At 43.6% G+C, this 22,572-nt stretch carries 20 protein-coding genes and 1 pseudogene; 4 read left to right on the plus strand and 17 right to left on the minus strand.

What is annotated here, in order from left to right:
- The first annotated feature begins 61 nt into the window (after positions 1 to 61).
- Positions 62 to 1,309, plus strand: coding sequence for an NO-inducible flavohemoprotein (hmpA, locus tag AACS92_RS06760; protein ID WP_369800393.1), 1,248 nt, complete (start codon positions 62 to 64; stop codon positions 1,307 to 1,309).
- Between the two features lie 56 nt (positions 1,310 to 1,365).
- Here hmpA and glnB read toward each other — a convergent pair whose 3' ends face one another.
- The 7 genes from glnB to purL form a co-directional block, all read right to left on the minus strand.
- Complete coding sequence (gene glnB / locus AACS92_RS06765) at positions 1,366 to 1,704, minus strand: nitrogen regulatory protein P-II (RefSeq protein ID WP_086956068.1); 339 nt, start codon at positions 1,702 to 1,704, stop codon at positions 1,366 to 1,368.
- A gap of 15 nt (positions 1,705 to 1,719) precedes the next feature.
- Positions 1,720 to 3,342, minus strand: a complete 1,623-nt coding sequence (locus AACS92_RS06770; protein WP_099110609.1) for an NAD+ synthase — start codon at positions 3,340 to 3,342, stop codon at positions 1,720 to 1,722.
- Positions 3,343 to 3,449: 107 nt separating this feature from the next.
- Complete coding sequence (gene glrR / locus AACS92_RS06775; RefSeq protein WP_099110611.1) at positions 3,450 to 4,787, minus strand: two-component system response regulator GlrR; 1,338 nt, start codon at positions 4,785 to 4,787, stop codon at positions 3,450 to 3,452.
- Positions 4,784 to 5,623 carry a two-component system QseEF-associated lipoprotein QseG gene (qseG, locus tag AACS92_RS06780; protein ID WP_099110612.1) on the minus strand — a complete coding sequence of 280 codons (840 nt, stop codon included), beginning with the start codon at positions 5,621 to 5,623 and terminating at the stop codon, positions 4,784 to 4,786. Before qseG ends, glrR begins: the two co-directional genes overlap by 4 nt.
- 32 nt (positions 5,624 to 5,655) lie before the next feature.
- The gene (locus AACS92_RS06785; protein WP_193756950.1) at positions 5,656 to 7,095 is read right to left on the minus strand and encodes a sensor histidine kinase; all 1,440 of its coding nucleotides are present in this window, start codon (positions 7,093 to 7,095) and stop codon (positions 5,656 to 5,658) included.
- A gap of 765 nt (positions 7,096 to 7,860) precedes the next feature.
- The gene (locus AACS92_RS06790) at positions 7,861 to 8,265 is read right to left on the minus strand and encodes a RidA family protein (protein WP_099110615.1); all 405 of its coding nucleotides are present in this window, start codon (positions 8,263 to 8,265) and stop codon (positions 7,861 to 7,863) included.
- Between the two features lie 170 nt (positions 8,266 to 8,435).
- Positions 8,436 to 12,323, minus strand: coding sequence for a phosphoribosylformylglycinamidine synthase (purL, locus tag AACS92_RS06795; RefSeq protein ID WP_099110655.1), 3,888 nt, complete (start codon positions 12,321 to 12,323; stop codon positions 8,436 to 8,438).
- Between the two features lie 265 nt (positions 12,324 to 12,588).
- On the opposite strand from purL, the gene mltF reads away from it, so the two are divergent.
- Positions 12,589 to 14,067, plus strand: a complete 1,479-nt coding sequence (mltF, locus tag AACS92_RS06800; protein WP_099110617.1) for a membrane-bound lytic murein transglycosylase MltF — start codon at positions 12,589 to 12,591, stop codon at positions 14,065 to 14,067.
- Positions 14,068 to 14,074: 7 nt separating this feature from the next.
- Here the strand turns inward: mltF and tadA are convergent, their stop codons facing one another.
- Positions 14,075 to 14,581 (minus strand): tRNA adenosine(34) deaminase TadA, encoded by a 507-nt coding sequence (gene tadA / locus AACS92_RS06805; RefSeq protein ID WP_099110618.1) that lies wholly within the window; start codon positions 14,579 to 14,581, stop codon positions 14,075 to 14,077.
- Between the two features lie 59 nt (positions 14,582 to 14,640).
- A complete protein-coding gene (locus tag AACS92_RS06810; RefSeq protein WP_099110620.1) occupies positions 14,641 to 15,285 on the minus strand; it encodes an HD domain-containing protein in 645 nt (214 codons plus the stop codon).
- A 203-nt stretch (positions 15,286 to 15,488) separates the two neighbouring features.
- On the opposite strand from AACS92_RS06810, the gene fos reads away from it, so the two are divergent.
- Positions 15,489 to 15,887, plus strand: coding sequence for a fosfomycin resistance glutathione transferase (fos, locus tag AACS92_RS06815; RefSeq protein ID WP_099110621.1), 399 nt, complete (start codon positions 15,489 to 15,491; stop codon positions 15,885 to 15,887).
- A 3-nt stretch (positions 15,888 to 15,890) separates the two neighbouring features.
- Here fos and AACS92_RS06820 read toward each other — a convergent pair whose 3' ends face one another.
- Positions 15,891 to 16,793, minus strand: coding sequence for a DNA-3-methyladenine glycosylase family protein (locus AACS92_RS06820; protein ID WP_099110623.1), 903 nt, complete (start codon positions 16,791 to 16,793; stop codon positions 15,891 to 15,893).
- Positions 16,794 to 17,207: 414 nt separating this feature from the next.
- Positions 17,208 to 17,420: a transcription antiterminator/RNA stability regulator CspE gene (cspE, locus tag AACS92_RS06825; protein ID WP_099110625.1), complete on the minus strand. Its 213-nt coding sequence runs from the start codon at positions 17,418 to 17,420 to the stop codon at positions 17,208 to 17,210.
- Between the two features lie 275 nt (positions 17,421 to 17,695).
- Here cspE and AACS92_RS06830 point away from each other — a divergent pair, with 275 nt between their 5' ends.
- The gene (locus tag AACS92_RS06830; protein WP_099110626.1) at positions 17,696 to 17,956 is read left to right on the plus strand and encodes a YfhL family 4Fe-4S dicluster ferredoxin; all 261 of its coding nucleotides are present in this window, start codon (positions 17,696 to 17,698) and stop codon (positions 17,954 to 17,956) included.
- Between the two features lie 77 nt (positions 17,957 to 18,033).
- Here AACS92_RS06830 and AACS92_RS06835 read toward each other — a convergent pair.
- The 6 genes and pseudogenes from AACS92_RS06835 to lepB all read right to left on the minus strand — a co-directional run bounded on the left by AACS92_RS06835 (position 18,034) and on the right by lepB (position 22,548).
- Positions 18,034 to 18,239, minus strand: a pseudogene (locus AACS92_RS06835) (hypothetical protein).
- Positions 18,239 to 18,970, minus strand: a complete 732-nt coding sequence (gene pdxJ / locus AACS92_RS06840) for a pyridoxine 5'-phosphate synthase (RefSeq protein WP_099110628.1) — start codon at positions 18,968 to 18,970, stop codon at positions 18,239 to 18,241. Before pdxJ ends, AACS92_RS06835 begins: the two are co-directional and overlap by 1 nt.
- Before the next feature lie 70 nt (positions 18,971 to 19,040).
- Positions 19,041 to 19,772, minus strand: coding sequence for a DNA repair protein RecO (gene recO, locus AACS92_RS06845; RefSeq protein WP_099110630.1), 732 nt, complete (start codon positions 19,770 to 19,772; stop codon positions 19,041 to 19,043).
- A gap of 8 nt (positions 19,773 to 19,780) precedes the next feature.
- On the minus strand, positions 19,781 to 20,686 hold the full coding sequence (gene era, locus AACS92_RS06850; RefSeq protein ID WP_099110632.1) for a GTPase Era: 906 nt from the start codon (positions 20,684 to 20,686) through the stop codon (positions 19,781 to 19,783).
- Positions 20,683 to 21,363, minus strand: coding sequence for a ribonuclease III (rnc, locus tag AACS92_RS06855; RefSeq protein WP_099110634.1), 681 nt, complete (start codon positions 21,361 to 21,363; stop codon positions 20,683 to 20,685). The genes era and rnc overlap by 4 nt, the downstream gene beginning before the upstream one ends.
- A gap of 210 nt (positions 21,364 to 21,573) precedes the next feature.
- Entirely contained in the window at positions 21,574 to 22,548 is a 975-nt protein-coding gene (gene lepB, locus AACS92_RS06860) for a signal peptidase I (protein WP_099110636.1), read from the minus strand.
- Between the last annotated feature and the right edge of the window lie 24 nt (positions 22,549 to 22,572).

Below are 22,572 nucleotides of genomic sequence, written 5' to 3' on the forward strand. Positions count from 1 at the left end.
TTTTGATTTAAGTCAAAATAATTTCTGCTTTTTACTTTAAGCTCTTTCACTGAATAATAAGTTGCATTTAAAATGCAACTTATCAATTGAGCATGATTTAAAAATTCAGGAGATCATGATGTTAGACAGTCAAACTATCGCAACTATAAAATCCACTATTCCGCTGATTGTTTCTACCGGGCCAAAATTAACTGCTCATTTTTATGAACGTATGTTCAGTCATAACCCTGAATTACAGAATATCTTTAATATGAGCCACCAGAGTAACGGTGATCAGCGTCAGGCTCTTTTCAATGCCCTGTGTGCTTATGCGGCTAATATCGATAACTTATCTGCTCTGTTACCGGCGGTAGAAAAGATTGCTCACAAACATGCAAGCCTGAATATTCAGCCGGAACACTACCAAATTGTGGGAACTCATCTATTAGCAACAATTGATGAAATGTTTCATCCGGCAGAAGAAGTGCTGGATGCCTGGGGAAAAGCTTACGACGTATTAGCCGGTGTTTTTATCAATCGTGAAGAAGAAATTTATCAGAGTGGTGAACTTTCGGCAGGAGGATGGCGTGGTCTGCGTCAGTTTCGTGTCAGCCGGAAACAACCGCAAAGCGATATTATTACCAGTTTTGAATTTGTGCCTGTCGATGGCGGTAAAGTCTTAGATTATAAACCGGGGCAATACTTGAGTATTTATCTGGAAGATCCTGCTTTTGAGCATCGTGAAATTCGTCAGTATTCATTAACTGCCGCACCAAATGGAACTCACTATCAAATCGCCATTAAAAGGGAATCTCATGGCAGGGTATCCAGCTATATGCACGATAAAGTACAGGAAGGGGATACTGTATTACTGTCCGCACCGCGAGGCGATTTCTTCCTTGATATCCAGCCTGATACTCCTGTTACGCTGATCTCTGCCGGTGTCGGCCTGACTCCGATGATGAGTATGCTGCAATATCTGCATAAACAACAACATCCTAGTACCGTCAATTGGTTTCACGCAGCAGAACATGGTGGTTATCATGCCTTCTCAGAAAAAGTAAAGGCGATTGCCAAATCCATGCCTAATATCAATTATCAGGTCTGGTATCGCGAACCCAGAAATGAAGATAATTACGGCGCAGATTACCAACAGATAGGGCTGATGGAACTGACTTCAGTAAAAGATGAAATAAATGTAGAAGGGATGCAGTTTTATCTCTGTGGGCCGGTCGCTTTCATGCAATATATCGCCGCTCAACTTCTGAAAATGGGCATCCATGAACAACATATCCATTACGAATGTTTTGGCCCGCATAAAGTCATTTAAATCAGCATCGTCATCTGGAACCCCGCCATAATGGCGGGGGATGAGGCACTTAGAGCTTAAATTGCTTCTTCGTCCTGTTCACCAGTACGAATACGTACAACACGAGCAACATCGAACACAAAAATCTTGCCATCACCAATCTTACCGGTTTGGGCTGTCTGCATAATAGTATCGACACAGGTATCAACAATATCATCCGGTACGATAATCTCTATTTTGACTTTGGGCAGAAAATCCACCATATATTCTGCACCACGATACAGTTCGGTATGTCCTTTCTGGCGGCCAAATCCCTTCACTTCTGTTACCGTCATACCTGTGATACCGACTTCAGCCAGAGCTTCACGCACATCATCGAGCTTGAAAGGTTTGATAATTGCATCAATCTTTTTCATGAAGTATTCCTGTTATTACCAGTTCTTACGCCCGAAACCAGACGTAATCGGATAGCGCCTGTCTTTACCAAAATCACGCTGTGTAATACGCGGGCCAATCGGAGCCTGACGACGTTTATACTCATTGATGTCCACCAACCGGATCACCTTACGGACAATCGTTTCGTCAAAACCTTCTGCTACCAGATCAGCCACGGATTTATCTTTTTCTACATATCCCTCAAGGATAGCATCCAGCATGTCATACGGAGGCAGGCTGTCCTGATCGAGCTGATCGGGAGCCAGTTCCGCAGATGGCGGACGATCGATAACACGCTGAGGAATAGCAGGAGATAATGTATTACGATATGTGGACAATGCAAATACCATAGTTTTTGGCACATCTTTCAAAGCATTGAAGCCACCAGCCATATCGCCATATAAAGTGGAATAGCCTACCGCTGATTCACTTTTGTTACTGGTTGTCAGTACCAGACGGCGGCGCTTGTTTGACATTGCCATCAGAATGACAGCCCGGCAACGAGCCTGTAAGTTTTCTTCTGTCGTGTCTTTTTCTGTACCGGCAAACATCGGCTCCAACTGCGCCATAAATGCGTCAAACATTGGTTCGATAGAGACAATATCAAATTCAACACCGAGCAATTCAGCCTGTTCTCTGGCATCATGAATACTCATTTCAGAGGTATAGCGGAATGGCATCATCACCGCCTGTACATGCTCTTTACCCAAAGCATCCACCGCAATCGCCAGTGTCAGGCCGGAATCAATTCCTCCGGATAATCCAAGTAACGCGCCTTTAAAACCATTTTTCTGTACATAATCCCGCACAGAAAGAACTAAGGCTTTATAAATTTGCCCCAGTGGCGGCAATGGAGGGATAGGATTTGCCATCGGCTCAATTGTCATATCACTCAAACGACACTGCTCGACCTGCTCTTCAAAAGCTGCCATGCGGTGTGTGATTTCACCATTCATATCAAAGACTTTTGAACAACCATCAAAAATCAGTTGATCCTGCCCACCAACCTGATTCAGATAGATGATTGGCAAATGGATACGCTGGCAGTGTGATTTGATAAGCGCACTGCGGATATTTGGTTTTTCGTGATTATAAGGAGAAGCATTCATTGATAGGATAATATCGGCTCCAGCCTGTTTCAAAGCATCAACCGGAGCATCAAACCATAGGTCTTCACAAATCAACAAACCCAAGTTATACCCTTTAAAGGGTATAACACAATTTCGCTCGCCCGCATCGAAATAGCGTTCTTCATCAAAAACGCCATAATTAGGCAGTTGTTGCTTGAAATAACGCGCAACGGTTTCACCTTTCCAGAACAGCGAAAGTGCGTTGTATATTTTTCCGTCCTGTTGCCACGGGTGACCAACTAAAATACCAGCCTGAGAGCTTGCCTCTTGTAAGCGTACTAACTGTTCGCGGCAACGCTGATGGAAATCAGAACGGAACAGTAGATCCTCTGGGAAATAGCCCGACAGTGATAATTCAGAGAACATGACGAGATCAGCGCCTTTTTCCTGCTGTTCCTGTACTGTATGCAACATACGCTCGCTGTTGCCTTCGATATCCCCTACCAGCCAGTTTAATTGGGCAAGGGCAATATTAAGAGTACGACTCATAGAATGCGGCTCTCCTGGGCCATTATTCACTTCTCTGTCTGGTTCAGACAGTTCAATACGGCTTTAAAAACGTTTCAATTATTTATGGGATTTAAATTACAGGAAGGTTATTCCTTAAAATCATTGGCATCCAGTTCATGGCGAGCCAATAATTTATAAAATTCTGTTCGGTTACGCCCTGCTACACGGGCGGCGTGAGTGACATTACCTTTAGTCATTTGTAGTAATTTACGTAAGTAATTCAGTTCAAACTGGCTACGCGCCTCGACAAATGTCGGTAATGCCGTGTTTTCACCTTCCAATGCCTGCATGACTAAGGCATCACTGATCACCGGAGCGGTTGTCAGGGCCACGCATTGTTCAATAACATTGACCAACTGGCGAACATTCCCCGGCCAGCTTGCTGCCATCAGACATTTCATCGCATTGGTGGAGAAACTGCGCACAAAAGGCTTATGGCGTTTAGCTGATTCCCGCAGCAAATGGTTTGCCAGTAAAGGAATATCTTCGGCACGTTCATTCAGGGTAGGGATTTTCAGGTTGACCACATTCAATCGATAATAGAGATCTTCGCGGAATTCATTGCGCTGCATCGCCTTCGGCAAATCCCGGTGAGTTGCCGAAATAATCCTGACATCAATATCTAAATCACGATTACTTCCCAGAGGGCGGATCTTACGCTCCTGTAATACCCTCAATAGCTTAACCTGAAGCGCCAGTGGCATATCGCCGATTTCATCAAGAAACAGCGTTCCTCCCTGAGCCGCCAGAAAAAGCCCTTCCCGGCTACTGACTGCTCCGGTAAATGCGCCTTTCGCATGGCCGAACAGTTCAGATTCCAGCAGTTGTTCAGGTAAGGCACCACAGTTAATCGCAATAAAGGGTTTCTTTGCCCGGGGGCTTGCACGATGAATAGCCTGAGCCAACACTTCTTTACCGGTTCCGCTGTGTCCGTTAATCAAAACGCTGACATCAGACTGTGCCACCATTTTTGCCTGCTCCAGCAAACGTAGCATCAGAGGGCTGCGGGTGACAATTTGCTCACTCCATTTACCATCTATGGCAGGTGTTGATAATTCCAGAGCATCATCAATGGCTTTGTAAAGTGCATCACGATCAACAGGTTTAGTCAGAAAACTAAATACGCCCTGCTGTGTTGCGGCAACAGCATCGGGAATAGAACCATGAGCAGTGAGAATAATCACCGGCATACCCGGATGCTGTTTTTGAATTTCAGCAAATAAGGCCATGCCATCCATCTCATCCATACGTAAGTCACTGATGACCAAATCTACTTTTTCTTTTAATAGGATGCGTAATGCTTCATGCCCACTTTCCACTGTCGTGACACGAAATCCCTCACTGATCAGACGCATTCCCAATAATTTCAGCAAGCTTGGATCATCATCAACCAGAAGGAGATGAGCAGGATTGCGTGCGGTCATTGTACTTCAGCTCCTTTTTCTTCTGAAAAATTATCTTCTGTCTTTGTTTCCGATTTTCTTTCCGGGTGGGATTCGTTGATTTTATTACCGCTTTCATCAACAGGGTGTTCTGTTTCAACTGACGCCGAAGAGCCATTCTGGCTTTGCTTGCGGGATGAAAGCTGACGTTCAATATCGGTCAGATTTTCTAACTTACGGGATATTGAATGTAATTCATATTCCAGCCGAGTTCGTGCCTCTTTCAGTCGATCAATTTTGTTATCACTATCTGATTGTAATCGCTGATATTTTGTCTTTTGCTCTGCCAGACTAATTTTTAAATATTGTTGGTCACGCCATAGTTGTAATAATGGCTGCAACGAAGGCGGAAATTGTGTGCTATATCGATTCAGGTTTTCTATGATACTGCGCCGTTCAGCAACTGAAGGTATCGAGTGGTTGATAAGAATACTCTGTTTGAAAACCTGTGACCAATCATCTGCCATGAACTGCTTGACCTTGTCACGGGCTTCCGTTGGAGACAGTTTCTCTGTGCAGTCGATCAGTCTTAGCCAGTAAAGGCTATTTTCCATTGCAGCTGTTTTTGTGATATTCCATATCACATCACACGCTTTGGGGTGATAATCGATGACACGCTGCTCCGGCATAATGGCTTCAGAAATTTTTGTCAACTCACCAGAAGCGGAATTTGAAACACACCCTGTCAGTAAATAGGGAACAAACAGTAACATCATAGTACGGAAACACCGGGACACAGCCCGTTCAGATAAATGCGGCATTACCGCTTTTTTTTTCACTGTCCGAGTCACAATATTCTGCTGCTCCGTCTTCATCATAAAGTGGTGAGTAAACCTGTTGTGCATATTATTTAATCATTCTCTGCGGTTAACGGCAGTTCAATCCGGAAACATACATCAGCAAAGTCGGATTCTATCAGATGAAGTTCTCCCCCCATCCGTTTAATACAATCCTGCGCAATACTCAAACCAAGACCACTTCCTTTGACCGCACCTTTGCGTTGAAGTTTTCCTTGATAAAATGGTTCGAAAATCATGCTTTTCTCTAACTCAGGGATAGGTGTTCCCGTATTGGCAATATCGATCTGAATATTTTTATCCACTTGCCGACCGGAAATCCAAATGTTACCGGATTCAGCGCCATAGTGCACTGCATTGGAGTAGAGATTATCAATAACTCTCATTAATAATTTAGGTTCAGCCCAACAATCATCAGTATCCAATTGAATTTCTGTATGAATATTTTTTGTCCGCGCAGGTAATTGATGTGACAAGACAACGCTGTCAATTATCTCTTTTAACGACACAACCTGTTGTTCGGCAGGGGCATCGACAATTTTACGATTATATTCGAGTAATTGTTCGATAAGTTGCTGTAAATGTTTACTGCTACTGTCCAGAATGGTGACCACTTCTTTTTGATCTGTAGTCAACGGCCCGGCAATTTCATCCGCCAACAATTCCGTCCCTTCACGCATACTGGCGAGAGGCGTTTTCAGTTCGTGGGAGATATGGCGTAAAAATTCGTGGCGCTGAGATTCAAGCCAGGACAGGCGTTCACTTAGCCAAATAATCCGCAATGCTAGTGAGCGTAACTCTCTGGGGCCCTTGAAGGATTCAATTTTGTTTTCAAGTGCCTGCCCTGCACCTAACCGATTAATCATGCGCTCAATGCCTTTGACCGGTCCAATAATCATTCGTGTAAACAGGGCAATTAAAAACGCACTTAACAGAAATAAGATTAAACTTTGCCAGCCAAAAAACTGTCCCTTATCCGCAATTTCTTTTTGTAATTGCTCACCGCGGATAAAGATGATATTGCGTGTTTCCTGTACTAACTGATTATTCGCGTTTGAGAATTGTTCAAGTAATTTAGCTGCGTCAGCCTCTGGCACACTGTTGCGACAAGTAATCTTATTCAACCCGGACAGGAGCTGATTAAACTTATCCTTATACTCTTTATTGGCCAGCATCGCCATCTGATTATTCAGCATCGTTGTGTACTGCTGATATTGGCGTTGATAGAGTTTTTCCAGCCGGACATCCCCCAGAACACAATACTGGCGATAGCTACGTTCCATTTCGAGGGCGACACCAATCATAGCTTCACTGCGTCGGGCATCAGATAAGGTTGTGCGGTTAATTTCTGCCGCCTGAGTACTCAGTTGGTCTAGGCTTTGATATGCCTGATATGCCAGAACTAATAGCGGTAATAACACCAGCCAGAAAGCCATTACAACTAATTGACGCAATGATCGGGGAAATAAACGCCTTTTTTTCAGAGAAATCATCTTAAAACCTGCAATTACGTTGATGCTAACCGATATAAGGTGGTAGAAAGCCAGCCAGATGATGGATTTTATCGCCGTTTTTCAGAAAAAATAGTTTTAGAAAAAAATAGTCTCAAATAATGGGTTATAACAAATGGGCTGGCAAGAACAAGAATAATGCAGGCGGATATATCAACACGATGGGCAAAATGAATCAGCAATAATGACGGCGGGATAGTATTTTTTCTACTATCCCGCCAGCGAGGAGCCTATAAAAATATAGGTGGTGCCTCACTCCACGTGTCGCCCGTTGCTTGATAAGGCCCGAAAGCGAATATCATAAATTGGACGGTAGGCACCTTACTTTGGCGTCATTCCGGGCTTATGTGGCATTTTTCCACCCTATTCTGTGGGCCGACATAAAAAATTGAATGAGCAACTGCCTTTTATTAAGCACATTGCGTGCCAACTTTTAAAAAACTTATTAATTAATTGATTTTATTATATAAAAATAAAAAACACTTTAATATTTATACTTTGTTATATGTTTTTTTGATGCGGGATATATATTTCTGTCGCTAATTTATGACACTTCATGATTTAAATTAATTTAATTAATTAAATCATAATATTAAGTGTCTCCATTTTGAGACAGAAAAAACAACCATTGTCGCTCTTTAGAGACACCATTTTAAAAATATTAATTTAATTAACTCATAAGACAACGCAAGTTAACCAAATAAAAACATTTCCACAACACTTCGTGTGTTATGGAAAATCTTTGCATTAATCTAAAATGGCTTCAGCTTCAATTTCTATTAGCCATTCAGGTAAAGATAACCCTGTTACAATGACCCAAGAAGAAGCGGGAGGCTCTGAAGGAAAATACTGCTGTAATAAAGATGATATGATCAACTGATTCTCATGCGATTCAGCTCCCTGCTTGATATAGATACGCAACATTGTAATATCGCTTAATTCACCACCAGCCTCTCGGATCACTGATTGCAAATTTTCTAACGCAAGTTTAGTTTGGGCAGGCAATCCTCCCGGAATTGTTTCCTCATCTTTATTAATTCCTACCTGACCAGACAAAAACAGATGTCGGGTTCCTGTTTTAATCACTGCCTGACTGAAACCATATTGAACAGAATTAAATACCGTTTCAGGATTTATCGTTTTTTTAGTCATAGATATATGCCTCGACAGTCAGAGTAAAAAATCGCAAATAAAACGATAAATCAAAAAGATAAAAACCACATGTAGAAAAAACATTATCTGTGATAACGAAATGAAAAATAAAGGCTCTGATACATATTCAGAGCCTTATAATGAAAAGTGAAAATTGGATAATTAAGTGATTAACCTAACTGCTTGCGGGCATTACGGAAGATACGCATCCACGGGCCATCTTCTCCCCATTCCTCAGGGTGCCAGGAGTTACTGACTGTACGGAATACCCTTTCAGGATGCGGCATCATTGCGGTAACTCGGCCATCTCGGCTGGTGACAGAGGTAATCCCACCAACAGATCCATTAGGATTGGCAGGATAATTTTCTGTCGGCTGACCATAGTTATCTACGAATCGCAGGGCAATTTGCTGATGTTTTTCCAATTCGGCCAGACTTTGACTACTTCTGAATTCTACCTGACCTTCACCGTGAGCCACTGCAATTGGCAGACGAGAACCCGCCATTCCCTGTAAAAACAACGATGGACTTTCTGTCACTTCAACCAGACTAAAACGTGCTTCATAACGTTCAGAGTAATTGCGGACAAAACGAGGCCAGTATTCTGTGCCCGGGATCAATTCATGTAGATTCGAGATCATCTGGCAGCCATTACATACCCCAAGAGATAGGGTATCCGGTCGGGAAAAGAAGTTGGCAAAATCATCACGCACCTGTGAATTAAACAGAATGGATTTAGCCCAGCCTTCACCAGCACCCAGAACATCACCATATGAGAAGCCACCACAGGCAACCAGTGTCTGGAACTGCTCCAAGGTCACTCGTCCACTCAGCAAATCGCTCATATGGACATCCACGGCTTCAAAACCAGCGCGATGGAATGCTGCCGCCATTTCGACGTGCGAATTCACTCCCTGTTCACGCAACACAGCAACACGTGGGCGTACCTGTTTTGATATGTAACAGGCGGCAATGTCTTCTGCCGGATCAAAGGATAATTTCACATTCAGACCCGGATCATTCAAATCCTGTTTTGATTGGTGTTCCTGATCTGCACATTCGGGGTTATCACGAAGGCGCTGCATCTGCCAGGTTGTTTCTGCCCACCATAAACGCAGAGTGCTCCGGTTCTGGCGATAAACTTCCATATTATTACTGGAGATGACAAAATCATCTCCTGCTTTGGCCTTACCTAAATAATGTACGCAATCACTTAATCCATAGTCAGTCAGTAGATTTTCAACCTGTTCCCTGTCAGTTTCACGAACCTGAATCACCGCCCCTAATTCTTCACTGAATAAAGCAGCCAGAATATCTTCATCAAAAGCACTGATATTGGCGTGCAGGCCGCAATGTCCGGCAAATGCCATTTCTGCCAATGTTACCAACAGGCCACCGTCAGAGCGGTCGTGATAAGCCAGTAATTTACGTTCTGCAATCAGTTGCTGAATAGCTTTAAAGAAACCTGCGAGTTGCTCAGTACTGCGAATATCCGCAGTCTTATCGCCAAGTTGACGATAAACCTGAGCCAGTGCCGTTCCTCCTAATGCATTTTGTCCCAATCCCAGATCGATCAGAATCAATGCGTTATCATCATCCGTTGATAATTCAGGCGTAACGGTATAACGCACATCTTCTACCCGCGCAAATGCAGTAATGACTAATGAAAGCGGAGACGTCATCTCACGCTCTTCACCCTCTTGTGTCCAACGGGTTTTCATCGACATAGAATCTTTGCCGACAGGGATCGTCAGGCCCAATGCCGGGCATAATTCTTCGCCAACCGCTTTCACTGCTTCATATAATCCGGCATCTTCCCCTGCGTGACCTGAAGCTGACATCCAGTTAGCAGACAGCTTCACTCGCTTCAAATCCTGTACATAAGCTGAGGCGATATTTGTCAGTGCTTCTCCGACAGCCATACGGGCCGAAGCAGCAAAGTCCAGCAGAGCAACTGGAGCACGCTCCCCCATCGACATCGCTTCACCATAATAGCTATCCAGACTCGCTGTCGTCACCGCACAATCCGCAACGGGGATTTGCCAAGGGCCGACCATCTGATCTCTTGCTACCATACCGGTTATTGAGCGGTCACCAATGGTGATCAGGAAAGTTTTCTCTGCTACTGCGGGTAAATGCAGAACACGTTTAACCGCCTCTGCCAAATCAATACCCTGACGCTCAAGCCCTTTTCCTTTTGCTTTCAGTGAATTCACATTTTTCAGCATCTTTGGTGTCTTACCAAGAAGCACATCCAATGGCATATCAATTGGCTGGTTATCGAAATGGCTATCATTCAACAACAGATGGCGCTCTTCTGTCGCTTCACCAATAACAGCATACGGCGCACGTTCCCGCTGGCAAATATCCTCGAACAGAGCAAGCTGCTCCGGCTCTACAGCTAATACATAACGTTCCTGAGACTCATTGCACCATACCTGTAATGGGCTCATCCCCGGTTCATCATTGAGGATATTACGCAGTTCAAAACGGCCTCCTCGTCCGCCGTCACTGACTAATTCTGGCATCGCATTTGACAACCCACCAGCACCAACATCGTGGATGAACAAAATCGGGTTATCATTGCCAAGCTGCCAACAGCAATCAATCACTTCCTGACAACGGCGTTCCATTTCTGCGTTATCACGCTGCACGGAGGCAAAATCCAGTTCTGCATCAGACTGACCAGATGTCATTGAAGAAGCCGCTCCGCCACCAAGGCCGATATTCATGCTTGGGCCACCCAGCACAATCAATTTGGCACCAACAGAAATCTCTCCTTTCTGGATGTGCTCTTCACGAATATTGCCGATTCCTCCGGCCAGCATGATCGGCTTATGATAGCCACGCAATTCAGTACCGTTATGGGATGTCACTTCTTCTTCATACGTTCTGAAATACCCTAATAACGCAGGACGGCCAAACTCATTATTAAATGCAGCGCCTCCCAAAGGGCCTTCCAGCATGATATCCAGCGCACTGACAATGCGCTCAGGTTTACCGAACTCTTCTTCCCACGGTTGTTCAAATCCGGGAATTTTCAGGTTAGAAACAGAAAAACCAACCAGCCCGGCTTTAGGTTTAGCCCCCCGGCCTGTAGCACCTTCATCACGGATTTCTCCGCCCGAACCTGTCGCCGCTCCCGGCCACGGAGAAATGGCAGTTGGATGGTTATGTGTTTCAACTTTCATCAATATATGGGCGGGTTCCTGATGATAATCGTACACACCATTTTCAGGATTAGGGAAAAAACGCCCCGCCTGAGAACCTTCCATAACAGCAGCGTTATCTTTATAAGCAGAAAAAACATGATCCGGCGTCTGTTCAAATGTATTTTTAATCATCTTAAACAGAGATTTTTCCTGTTCCTGACCATCAATCACCCAATCCGCATTGAAAATTTTATGGCGGCAATGTTCAGAATTTGCCTGTGCGAACATGTAGAGTTCAACATCAGTCGGGTTACGCTCTAATTTCTGGAAAGCACGCAGCAGATAGTCAATCTCATCCGCCGCCAATGCCAGCCCCAATTCAATATTGGCAGATTCCAATGCTGCGCGTCCTGATTGCAGAATATCAACCTGTTTCAACGGTGCTGGCTGTTGGTGAGAAAACAGCACTTCCGCCTGCTCAAACTGAGTAAACACGCGTTCCATCATACGATCGTGCAGTAAAGCCGACAGTGCCTGCCACTGCATATCATTCATTTCACCACATTGGATATAATAGGCAATCCCTCTTTCCAGACGGGCAATTTGTTTCAGCCCACAGTTATGAACTATCTCTGTCGCTTTTGAAGACCACGGTGATATCGTACCTGGCCGGGGAGTGACTAAAAATAGTTGACCTTTGGGTTCATGTTCAGCTAAAGAAGGACCATATTTTAATAGTCTGTTTAATTTTTCCTGTTCTTCTGCCGTAAGAGGTGAATTTATTTCCGCGAAATGGACATATTCCGCATAAATTTCTGTCACGGGAAGCTGTTGAGCCTGGCACTGGGAATGGAGCTTAGTAATACGAAACGCTGATAAAGCGGGCGAGCCACGCAGAATTTCCATAGTAATAGGTTCTCTCATCTTAGAAGCAAAGCCTGACTGATGCCTTAGGGGAAACGCCGACATTATAGAGGAATGTTCTCCTCGACGAAACCGTTTGCGTGAGCGTTAATTAATCTATCAACACATACAATGGACTTTTAAAACAGCTCCAATAAAGTTGCAGACTTCAATTTTGTTGCGCAAAATTCCTAAGTACTGGAAATTTAACCATGCTATTATCTGACTTTTCATACTGAGCCTAACCGTACTGACGAGAGATAACTGTTTGAGCAATATCAAGATAAATTATTTTGTCATCGTCATTATCGCACTCCTGTCTGCCACCATTATTGGCCTCAACATCAGTTGGCCTAATAAACAGCAGGAGCAAATAAACAGGATCTTGGCGCGGGGGGAACTTAGGGTTAGTACCATCAGTTCCCCTCTGATTTCACTTAATGATAAAAATGAACCTGTAGGATTTGATTATGATTTAGCCAAACGGTTTGCAGATTATCTGGGTGTCAAACTAAGCATTAAGTTTCGTTCTAACATTAACCAGCTTTTTGACGACTTAGATAATGACAAAGCTGATTTTTTAGCCGCAGGTCTTATCTACAATAAAGAAAGACTTAACCAGACGCGAACTGGCCCGGCCTATTACTCTGTATCTCAACAGTTGGTTTATCGTAAAGGTACGGTACGCCCGCGCTCATTTGCAGACCTGGCTGGCTCACTGGTTGTGAGCGCAGGTTCAGCTCATGTCAGTGAGCTGAAGCAATTGAAAGAAAAATCTTACCCAGAATTAAGCTGGGAAGAATCATCACATAGTAATACTCAGGAACTACTTGAGCAGGTTTCTGAGGGTAAAATTGATTATACCATCAGTGATTCTATCAGCCTTTCCCTGCAACAGCGGATCCATCCTAATCTGGCGATCGCTTTCGATGTCAGTGAAGACAAACCGCTGACTTGGTATTTAAAACGTAATGATGACTATAGCCTCTATTCAGCAATGCTGGATTTTTTCAACATGCTGACCGAAAACGGTATAACCTCACGGCTGGAAGATAAATACTTCAGCCATATTGGTTCATTCGATTACTTCGATACTATTTCATTTATTCGTGCAATCAACAAACTACTGCCGACATATCAGCCTATTTTTGAAAAATACGCTGGCTCTCTGGACTGGCGGTTAGTTGCAGCTATCGCATGGCAGGAATCACACTGGGATCCACTGGCAACCTCACCCACCGGAGTTCGCGGCATGATGATGCTGACCCGTCCGACAGCAGAATGGGCAGGAATCAAAGATCGCCTTGATCCGGAAGAAAGTGTAAAAGGAGGAATGGCATATTTACATTACCTGATGGAACGTTTGCCGGATACCATTCCTGAAGATGAGAGAATTTGGTTCGCATTAGCGGCTTATAATATAGGGTATGGGCATATTCTTGATGCACGCAAATTAACCGCTATGCAAAAAGGAGATCCTAATCTCTGGATGGATGTTAAATCGCGAATTCCCCTGTTAGCTCAGAAAAAATACTATGCCAATACTACATATGGTTATGCTCGGGGCTATGAAGCCTACCGCTACGTCGGAAATATTCGTCGTTATTATCAAAGCCTGGAAGGATATCTGAGAGCCAGGAACAACCGCAACAAGACAGAAATTCCTGACACACAAGCTGAGCCAGCAACTGCCAGTAATTCTCATCCACCAGCAGAAGTCCCGGCATCTGCTCAGGTTATACAGTAAACGTTTATCACTCTTCCAGCTGTTGCTTTTTCAGCCGTTTTAATTCCTTATGCTGCTCCCTACGTTGTTTGAAAAATGCACTCAACATAGCGGAGCATTCCTGCTCCAGTACACCACCAGTAATTTCGATCCGATGGTTCATTCCGGGATGACGCAGAATATCGATCAAAGACCCGGCTGCTCCCGTTTTCATATCACTTGCACCGTAAACCAACCGCTGTATACGGCTGTGGATCATCGCTCCAGCGCACATGACACATGGCTCCAGAGTGACATACAGAGTTGTCTCCAACAGGCGATAGTTTTGTAATTGAGTGCCTCCACGCCGTAATGCAATAATTTCTGCATGGGCCGTTGGATCATGATCTGTTATGGGGTGGTTATAACCTTCAGCAATAATTTTATTATCCGCTACCAGCAGCGCTCCTACAGGGATTTCCCCTTTTGTCTGTGCCTGCATTGCCAAATCCATGGCCTGACGCATCCAGTATTCATCACTATATATTTCTGTCACTACATGTTCTCTTGCTGGTTATAACCTGTTAATTATACATTCATGTAATTAACACTGATTTATTCAGCCTGAATTTCGTCAAAGAACTCATTCAGAAACTGTTCCATGCGCTTCGTTCTTTCCCGAGCCATTTGTTTGCCAGTTTCCGTTTGAAAACCCGCTTCTATCTTGAATAATTTGGTATAAAAATGGTCAACTGCATAAGAGCGATCATCATATTCACGCTGCTTTGCCAAAGGATCATAAGCATTATATAAACCTGAACGCATACGCCCTGCTGTATAAAAACAACGGGCAACTCCCATCATGCCTATGGAATCAAGCCGATCAGCGTCCTGTACAATTTGAGCTTCCAGTGTCTCCGGAGTCAATCCGGCAGAGAAACTATGCGTCTCAATTGCATGGCTGACCGCAGCAATATCTTCTTCGCTCCAGCCAAGATCTTTTAATATCAGCGTGGCTTTTTCCGCGGCCATACGGGAGGCTAAATGCCGGTTCGGGTCATTTTTCTCAACGCTAACGCAATCATGTAATAAAACGGCTGCAAAAACTAACCTCAAATTACCACATTCAGCTTCACAGATTTTCTGGGCATTTCTCCAAACCCGGTATAAATGAGCTACATCATGCGCACCATCATCCCCTTCTATTGCAACCGGTAAAATTTGCTGAGCTAAATCATCAAACGGTGAAAAAGATAACATTGCCAAAACCTCTTAATGGGTAAAAAGGGTATCTTAACAAAAGCATTCGGAACATTTTATTAGATTTCAAAAGGAGGACACCAAGGAAAACTTGCCAGATATAATATCGTTTCCTAACATAGCGATGTCATTGCATGATCGCATAACATTATTTAATTATTTGTTTTAAAAAGATTATTTCAAGATAAAAATAGGCAAACTCTATGCTGACAGGGCTAAACCATCTGACACTGGCAGTCTCTAATCTCGAGCATAGTCTCGATTTTTACATTAATCTGCTTGGATTCACCCCACATGCCCGCTGGCAAAATGGGGCTTATTTAACTCTGGGAGAACTGTGGCTCTGTCTTTCCTGTGACGAAGCAAAACCAGCCCAGGATTATACGCATATCGCTTTTAATATCGAAGCTCGACATTTTTCTGCTTTCAGAGAAAAATTGCTCAGTGCTGGAGTAACACAATGGAAAGAGAACCGGAGTGAGGGAGATTCAATCTACCTGCTGGATCCAGACGGCCATCAGCTTGAAGTCCATGTGGGATCGCTGACAAGCCGCCTTGATGCGCTACGCATAAAGCCTTATGACGGATTAGAGTGGTATTGAAATTTAATATCCACTGCTGGATTGTTGTCTCCATAAATGAGCAGCAACAAGAGCCTTCCAGGGAGAAAAACCGGCTAGCCATTTCTCTGTTTGCTCAGCATCTACCTTGTTTTCTTGTTTCAGCAAGTACTGAAGATTACGCCTCACAGCGACATCGCCATGCAAAGAGCCATTCAGATAATTTAATCCCCTTAGCAGGGTATAATTGACCGTCCAGATACCGATTCCCTTAATCGCTAAAAGATTTTTGGTAAGCCGGCTAATTTCAGCTTCATCATTTTCAATAGACAAATCCAATTCACCAGAATCGATTAGTTGACAGACACTCAACAGCGCCTTCGCTTTACCCATAGAAAAACCACATTGATACAAATCCTGCTCTGTACACTGCATGACTTCTTTATGAGTCGGATGACACATTAACCCTGAAGTATGTTTAATTCCAACAGATTGAATAAATCGTCGCCGAATGGAAACTGCTGCACTGACACTTATCTGCTGGCCTATAATCGCCCAGCTCAACGCTTCAAAAGGCGATGCCGATTGATAAATACGCAAACCCGCCTGCCGTGTGATGAGTTCTCCAATCACTGGATTTTCCTGATATTGCTCTTCAAATATTTCAACAGGCTGCAATAATCCAAGCATGTGCGTGGCTAAAACAGACAAAGCATCTTTGGAATAAGAAACGCTGTCACCATCAATATCAAGCTGTACCTGAGCACGGTTTTTTTCCATTGAAATAGCCAGTAATGCTGGTTTTCCGTGCCAGATAATGCCTTTTTTAACCTGATCCAGCTGCACAATTTCAGAAACACACTTTTCATCCCGCTGATGAAACGCCAAAAAATCTAGCGCGAGATAATTATCTGGTAAGATAATTTCCGAAAAAAAGCTTGGTTTCATTACAAAAACTCCATCATAAATTTTCATAATAGATCGGAATGGCGCTACTGATGACCAAACACTATATCTATAGTGGTATGTGTGAACTTATCAAGTCCGCAAATAATCAAGGATAAATAAGTTTTAGTAAAGATTCTGAATGGATTCTTAGAAACTATGAGGATTATGAAGCGCCCATTATTTATATTTTACTGGGCATAAGAACTGACTATTGATAGCGTCAATCCCTGATAATGTAAGGAATTTGCTAAATAAATCAACGGATACAAAAAAACCGTGAAGCGCATCAACGCTACACGGTTTGAAGTGAAAACAGTTATTCAATAAACCCTATATTTGCGGGATTTAATTATCTGGATGTATACCTATCTGAATAGGTAGCATAACTGTTTTGCAAAAAATAGATGTTGTGCCTTAGAGGATCACTACATTGGCAGCAGCTGGGCCTTTCATACCATTTTCAATGGTAAAGGAAACTTCTTGCCCTTCATCTAAGCTTTTGAAGCTATTACTTTGGATTGCAGAATAGTGAACGAACACATCTTTGCTGCCATCTTTTGGAGAGATAAAACCGAAGCCTTTATCGTTGTTAAACCATTTTACTGTGCCAGTCATTGTATTAGACATACGAATTCCTTTGAATTGTTTTATTAATTGCCATGAGGCAAGATGATATTTTTGATTTGATTTATACGTACTTATGGGAACTAAATTAGAAGGAATTCGCTATGAAGGGATATCAAAGATAACGCTCACTGCTGAACTGCTTGAAACTTGCTTATCATAAATAGGTTTGTACTTCCAAACCAGTGGCGATATTATATCCACATCTTCACTGTGATAGCAAACTTTATTTTCTGTCTCACTTTAGTTTACAATAATAATTTGCGTAATATATTGAAATGGCACTACTAATTACCAAACGCTGCATCAATTGTGATATGTGTGAACCTGAATGCCCTAATCAGGCCATTACAATGGGGGCTGAAATCTATGAAATTGATCCAGAGCGCTGTACTGAGTGCATAGGGCATTATGAGAAACCTACCTGCCAGTCTGTATGTCCGATAACCAACACTATTATTATCGACCCCGAGTATAAAGAGACAGAAGAGCAGCTATGGGATAAATTTGTACTCTTACATCATGCTGACAAAATATAAATTCAGCTTGTTCATGGAATTCAAAATAACTTTTCTGCTGATACCTCGTCCAAATAGAACGAGGCCATAATATTTTTCTAACTCTCCAATATCACCGTTGCACAGGCATATCGCCGTTCATCTGCCAGTGTGACATGCATAGATTTCACATACAGTTGGCTCGCTAATATTCTTGCTTCGCCATGAAGTTTTTACGTTTTGCCAGGCGTTCGCTAGAACGCCCGACAATCTCCTCTATACGGAGAATTTCAACGATATCTGTACCCAGTCCGATAATGGCCATTAACGGCGGGCTTCACGCAACAATGTTTTCATATCAGAAACCGCAGCAGACAAACCACTGAATAATGCACGCCCTATAATGGCATGGCCGATATTCAATTCATAAATTTCCGGCAATGCTGCAATGCGCTGTACATTATGATAAGTCAGCCCGTGGCCTGCATTGACTTTTATACCTTTAGCGGTGGCATAAGTTACAGCTTCTTTAATACGCTGAAACTCTTTTTCCTGTTGCGCATCATTTTCTGCATCAGCATACGCACCAGTATGGATTTCAATATAAGGTGCTCCCACTTCAGCCGCAGCATCAATCTGTTGATGGTCTGCATCAATAAACAGGGAAACAAGAATACCGGCATCTGATAAACGCTTAACTGCCGCACCAACATGTGCTTTCTGCCCGAAGACATCCAATCCCCCTTCTGTTGTGACTTCCTCACGTTTTTCAGGGACTAAACAACAAAAAGCAGGTTTGATTTGGCAGGCTATTTCTACCATCTCATCAGTCACAGCCATTTCCAGATTCATACGTGTCTGGATGGTTTTTGCTAATAACTGAACATCTCTGTCTGTAATGTGGCGACGATCTTCACGCAAGTGAACTGTTATCCCATCAGCACCAGCCTGTTCAGCAACAAATGCAGCCTGTACAGGATCAGGATATTGCGTTCCACGGGCATTACGTACTGTTGCAATATGGTCAATGTTGATGCCTAACAATACCTCAGCCATTTTTAGCTCCTGCAATTATATATTAGATAAAACAACGTACTCACTCTCCATTATTGAGAGCGATCCCATCTTAATTTTTTTGGTTCGTGTTACCTGTATTTCTGCGCACAAATTGATGAAATAATTCACGGCTCTTTAACGGTTTTCCCCCGAGATAAGGCTGTAAGGCAATGCGAGTAAATCGCTTGGCCGCTTTCAATGTGGCCGGATCAGGAAATTCACGCGCAGCCAGTGCCTTTAGTTCATTGCCAGTAAAGCTGTAGTGATCAACAACCAGACTGGCAATAAATCCTTTTTCTTCTCGATAGCGGTATGTCATTGTGTCTGTGACAGGCTCACCACTGCCGGCACAATGGAGGTAATCCACGCCATACCCCATGTTATTTAGCACCGATAATTCAAAACGGCGCAGGGCGTATTCAGGCGTGTATTCACTTGCAGCCAACACTTGCAAGCACTGGAGATAATCAAAGAAAAGGGCAGGATAGGCGGTTCCCTGTTCAAGGACTCTGGATAAGAGTTCATTAACATACAGGCCGCTGTATAACACGCTACCGGTTAAAGGAAGAGCTAACGAGACGGGTTCAGCATCCCGTAATGTTTTGATTTCACCCCGCCCACTCCAGCGAACCAGTAGCGGGGTAAAAGGCTGAAGACAGCCTTTCAGATTGGAACGGCGGCTACGTGCTCCCTTTGCTAAAACACGCACTCGCCCTTCATGTTCAGTAAAAAAATCCAGTAATAAACTGGTTTCACTGTAAGGGCGCCCATGAAGCACAAAGGCTCTCTGCCAGCCGTCCACGATTAACCTTATAAATCGTCAATATAGCCAAGGCTACGCAGAGCACGCTCATCATCCGCCCAGCCGGCTTTCACTTTGACCCAAAGTTCTAAATGAACTTTAACATCAAACAGCTTTTCCATATCCTGACGGGCTTCTGTTCCGATTGTTTTGATTTTGCTGCCTTTGTTACCAATGACCATTTTTTTCTGGCCATCACGCTCTACCAGAATCAGGCCGTGGATCGTATAACCTCCACGCTCATTAGTGACAAATTGTTCAATTTCAACTGTAACGGAATAAGGTAATTCTTCACCCAGAAAACGCATCAGTTTTTCACGGATAATTTCAGATGCCATGAAACGCTGTGAACGATCAGTAATGTAATCTTCGGGGAAATGATGTTCCGCTTCCGGCATGCGCTCACGCACAATTTTAGCGATGGTATCAACATTTGTGCCTTTTTCTGCGCTGATCGGCACAACATCAATGAAATTCATCTGCTGGCTGAGAAAACCGATATGCGGCAGTAAAATGGTTTTATCCGTAACGTTGTCCACTTTGTTGATAACCAGCATAACCGGGCAACGCAGGTCACGCAGTTTATTCACAACCATTTCGTCATCCGGTGTCCAGTGAGTACCTTCCACAACAAAAATGACCAGTTCCACATCACCGATTGAACTGCTTGCAGCACGGTTCATCAGGCGGTTAATTGCTCGCTTTTCTTCGATATGAAGACCCGGGGTATCAACATAAATAGTCTGATAAACCCCTTCCGTATGGATCCCCATAATACGATGGCGTGTCGTCTGAGGTTTACGGGAAGTAATGGAGACTTTTTGACCCAGTAACTGATTCAATAAAGTCGATTTACCGACGTTGGGTCGTCCGACTATTGCAACGAATCCGCAATAGTTTTTTTCTTTGCTCATTCAAGCTCCAGTTGTTTTAATGCTTGTTCCGCAGCCGCCTGTTCTGCCTTGCGACGGCTGGAACCTATTCCTCTGACAGGCTGCTCAAATCCACTGACCTGACAGTGAATTGTAAATTCCTGATCGTGTGCTTCCCCACGAACCTGAACAACCAGATATGATGGCAACGGCAGATGGCGCCCTTGCAAATATTCCTGTAAACGCGTTTTGGGATCTTTCTGTTTATCACCCGGACTTATTTCATTCAGACGACTTTCGTACCAATTCAGTACAATTTGTTCAACAGTCTGAATATCGCTATCCAAAAAAATACCGCCAATCAAGGCTTCAATGCTATCCGCTAAAATAGATTCACGGCGATGACCACCACTTTTTAACTCGCCCGGCCCTAAACGCAGACATTCACCCAGTTCAAATTCTCTGGCAAGTTCCGCCAGTGTATTACCTCGCACCAATGTGGCGCGCATCCGGCTCATATCGCCTTCGTCAACCCGGGGAAAACGGTGATAAAGCGCGTTAGCAATGACAAAACTCAGGATTGAGTCGCCAAGAAATTCCAAACGTTCATTATGTTTACTGCTGGCACTACGGTGAGTTAACGCCTGAAGCAATAAATCATTCTGCTTAAAGGTATATCCCAGCTTACGCTGTAACCTGTTCATTATTATGGAGTTCATGTGCTACCAATTCAGTTAGAATCCGTCAAATAAAAGCACACGCAACAGACCTGTGAGGCTACCTGACTTCTGCCTTAATGATATGCCTTACAAAACTGTTGCGTTTGCACTGGCTTCCTAAAAAGCTAATCATTTCAGGAAGCCAGTCATCTCGTTTGAGAGAATATTCTACACTGAGAGATAAATTAATGCTTCGCTAATATATAAATATTAGTGAATTCCACCTATTCGGCTGAAACGTACCCATGGCCAGTCAGGCCACTCACCTTCTTGTTTATTGAAGCTGATCCAGATAGCGGTTGCACGTCCGACCAGATTCTTCTCCGGAACAAATCCCCAGAAACGGCTATCAGAGCTATTATCACGATTATCGCCCATCATGAAATACTCTCCTTTAGGTACAACCCAAGTGCCTACCGGTTGGCCTTCCTGAACAAACTCAGGTTCACGTTGTGGCGGAAGGGTTAAAATATGGTGCGAAACATCACCCAACGTTTCAACCCGCTCCCCTTGACGCAATGTGCGAGGGCCTAATGTTTGCCCAACAGGAATTTGATGCACTTCATTAGCAATCGTACCGTCTTTCTTTATCTTCTCTGAGATAGTCCAGTCACTAAGATACACATCCCCATAAGTAATCGGGAGAATGTCTTTACATTGCTGAGCGTAACCACAGCCAGGATAAATCTGAAGCTCTTTATCCCAATAGTTGTAAACAATCTTATCCCCGGGTAAACCAATCACCCGTTTTACAAAATCTATACTTGGGTTTACGGGATATTTGAAAACAGCAATATCACCGCGTTTAGGCTCACCGGTTTTAATCAGGGTGGTTTGTGTGATCGGATCTTTCAAACCATAGGCAAATTTTTCTACCAGAATGAAATCACCGATCAACAGGGTAGGCATCATTGAACCGGAAGGGATCTGGAAAGGTTCATACACAAATGAACGCAGGATCCAAACAATGGCTAACACCGGAAAAACAGATGCAAATGTCTCAGCCCATGTAGGCTTGTTTATTTCTTTAATTGCAGCTTCCTGAGATTCGTTGCCCGCTGCCTGTTTCTGAGCCTGAGCCAGTTTTCTCTTACGCTCAGGGGCGAGTTTAAAGCGATCTACACACCAGATAATCCCGGTGATTAACGTTGCAAACGTTAAGATCAAGGCAAAAGTGTTAGCCATTTAGACTCCTTACGACCTTGTTAA

This window comes from Xenorhabdus sp. KJ12.1 (genome assembly GCF_963876495.1).
GTDB classification, from domain to species: Bacteria; Pseudomonadota; Gammaproteobacteria; order Enterobacterales; family Enterobacteriaceae; genus Xenorhabdus; species Xenorhabdus stockiae.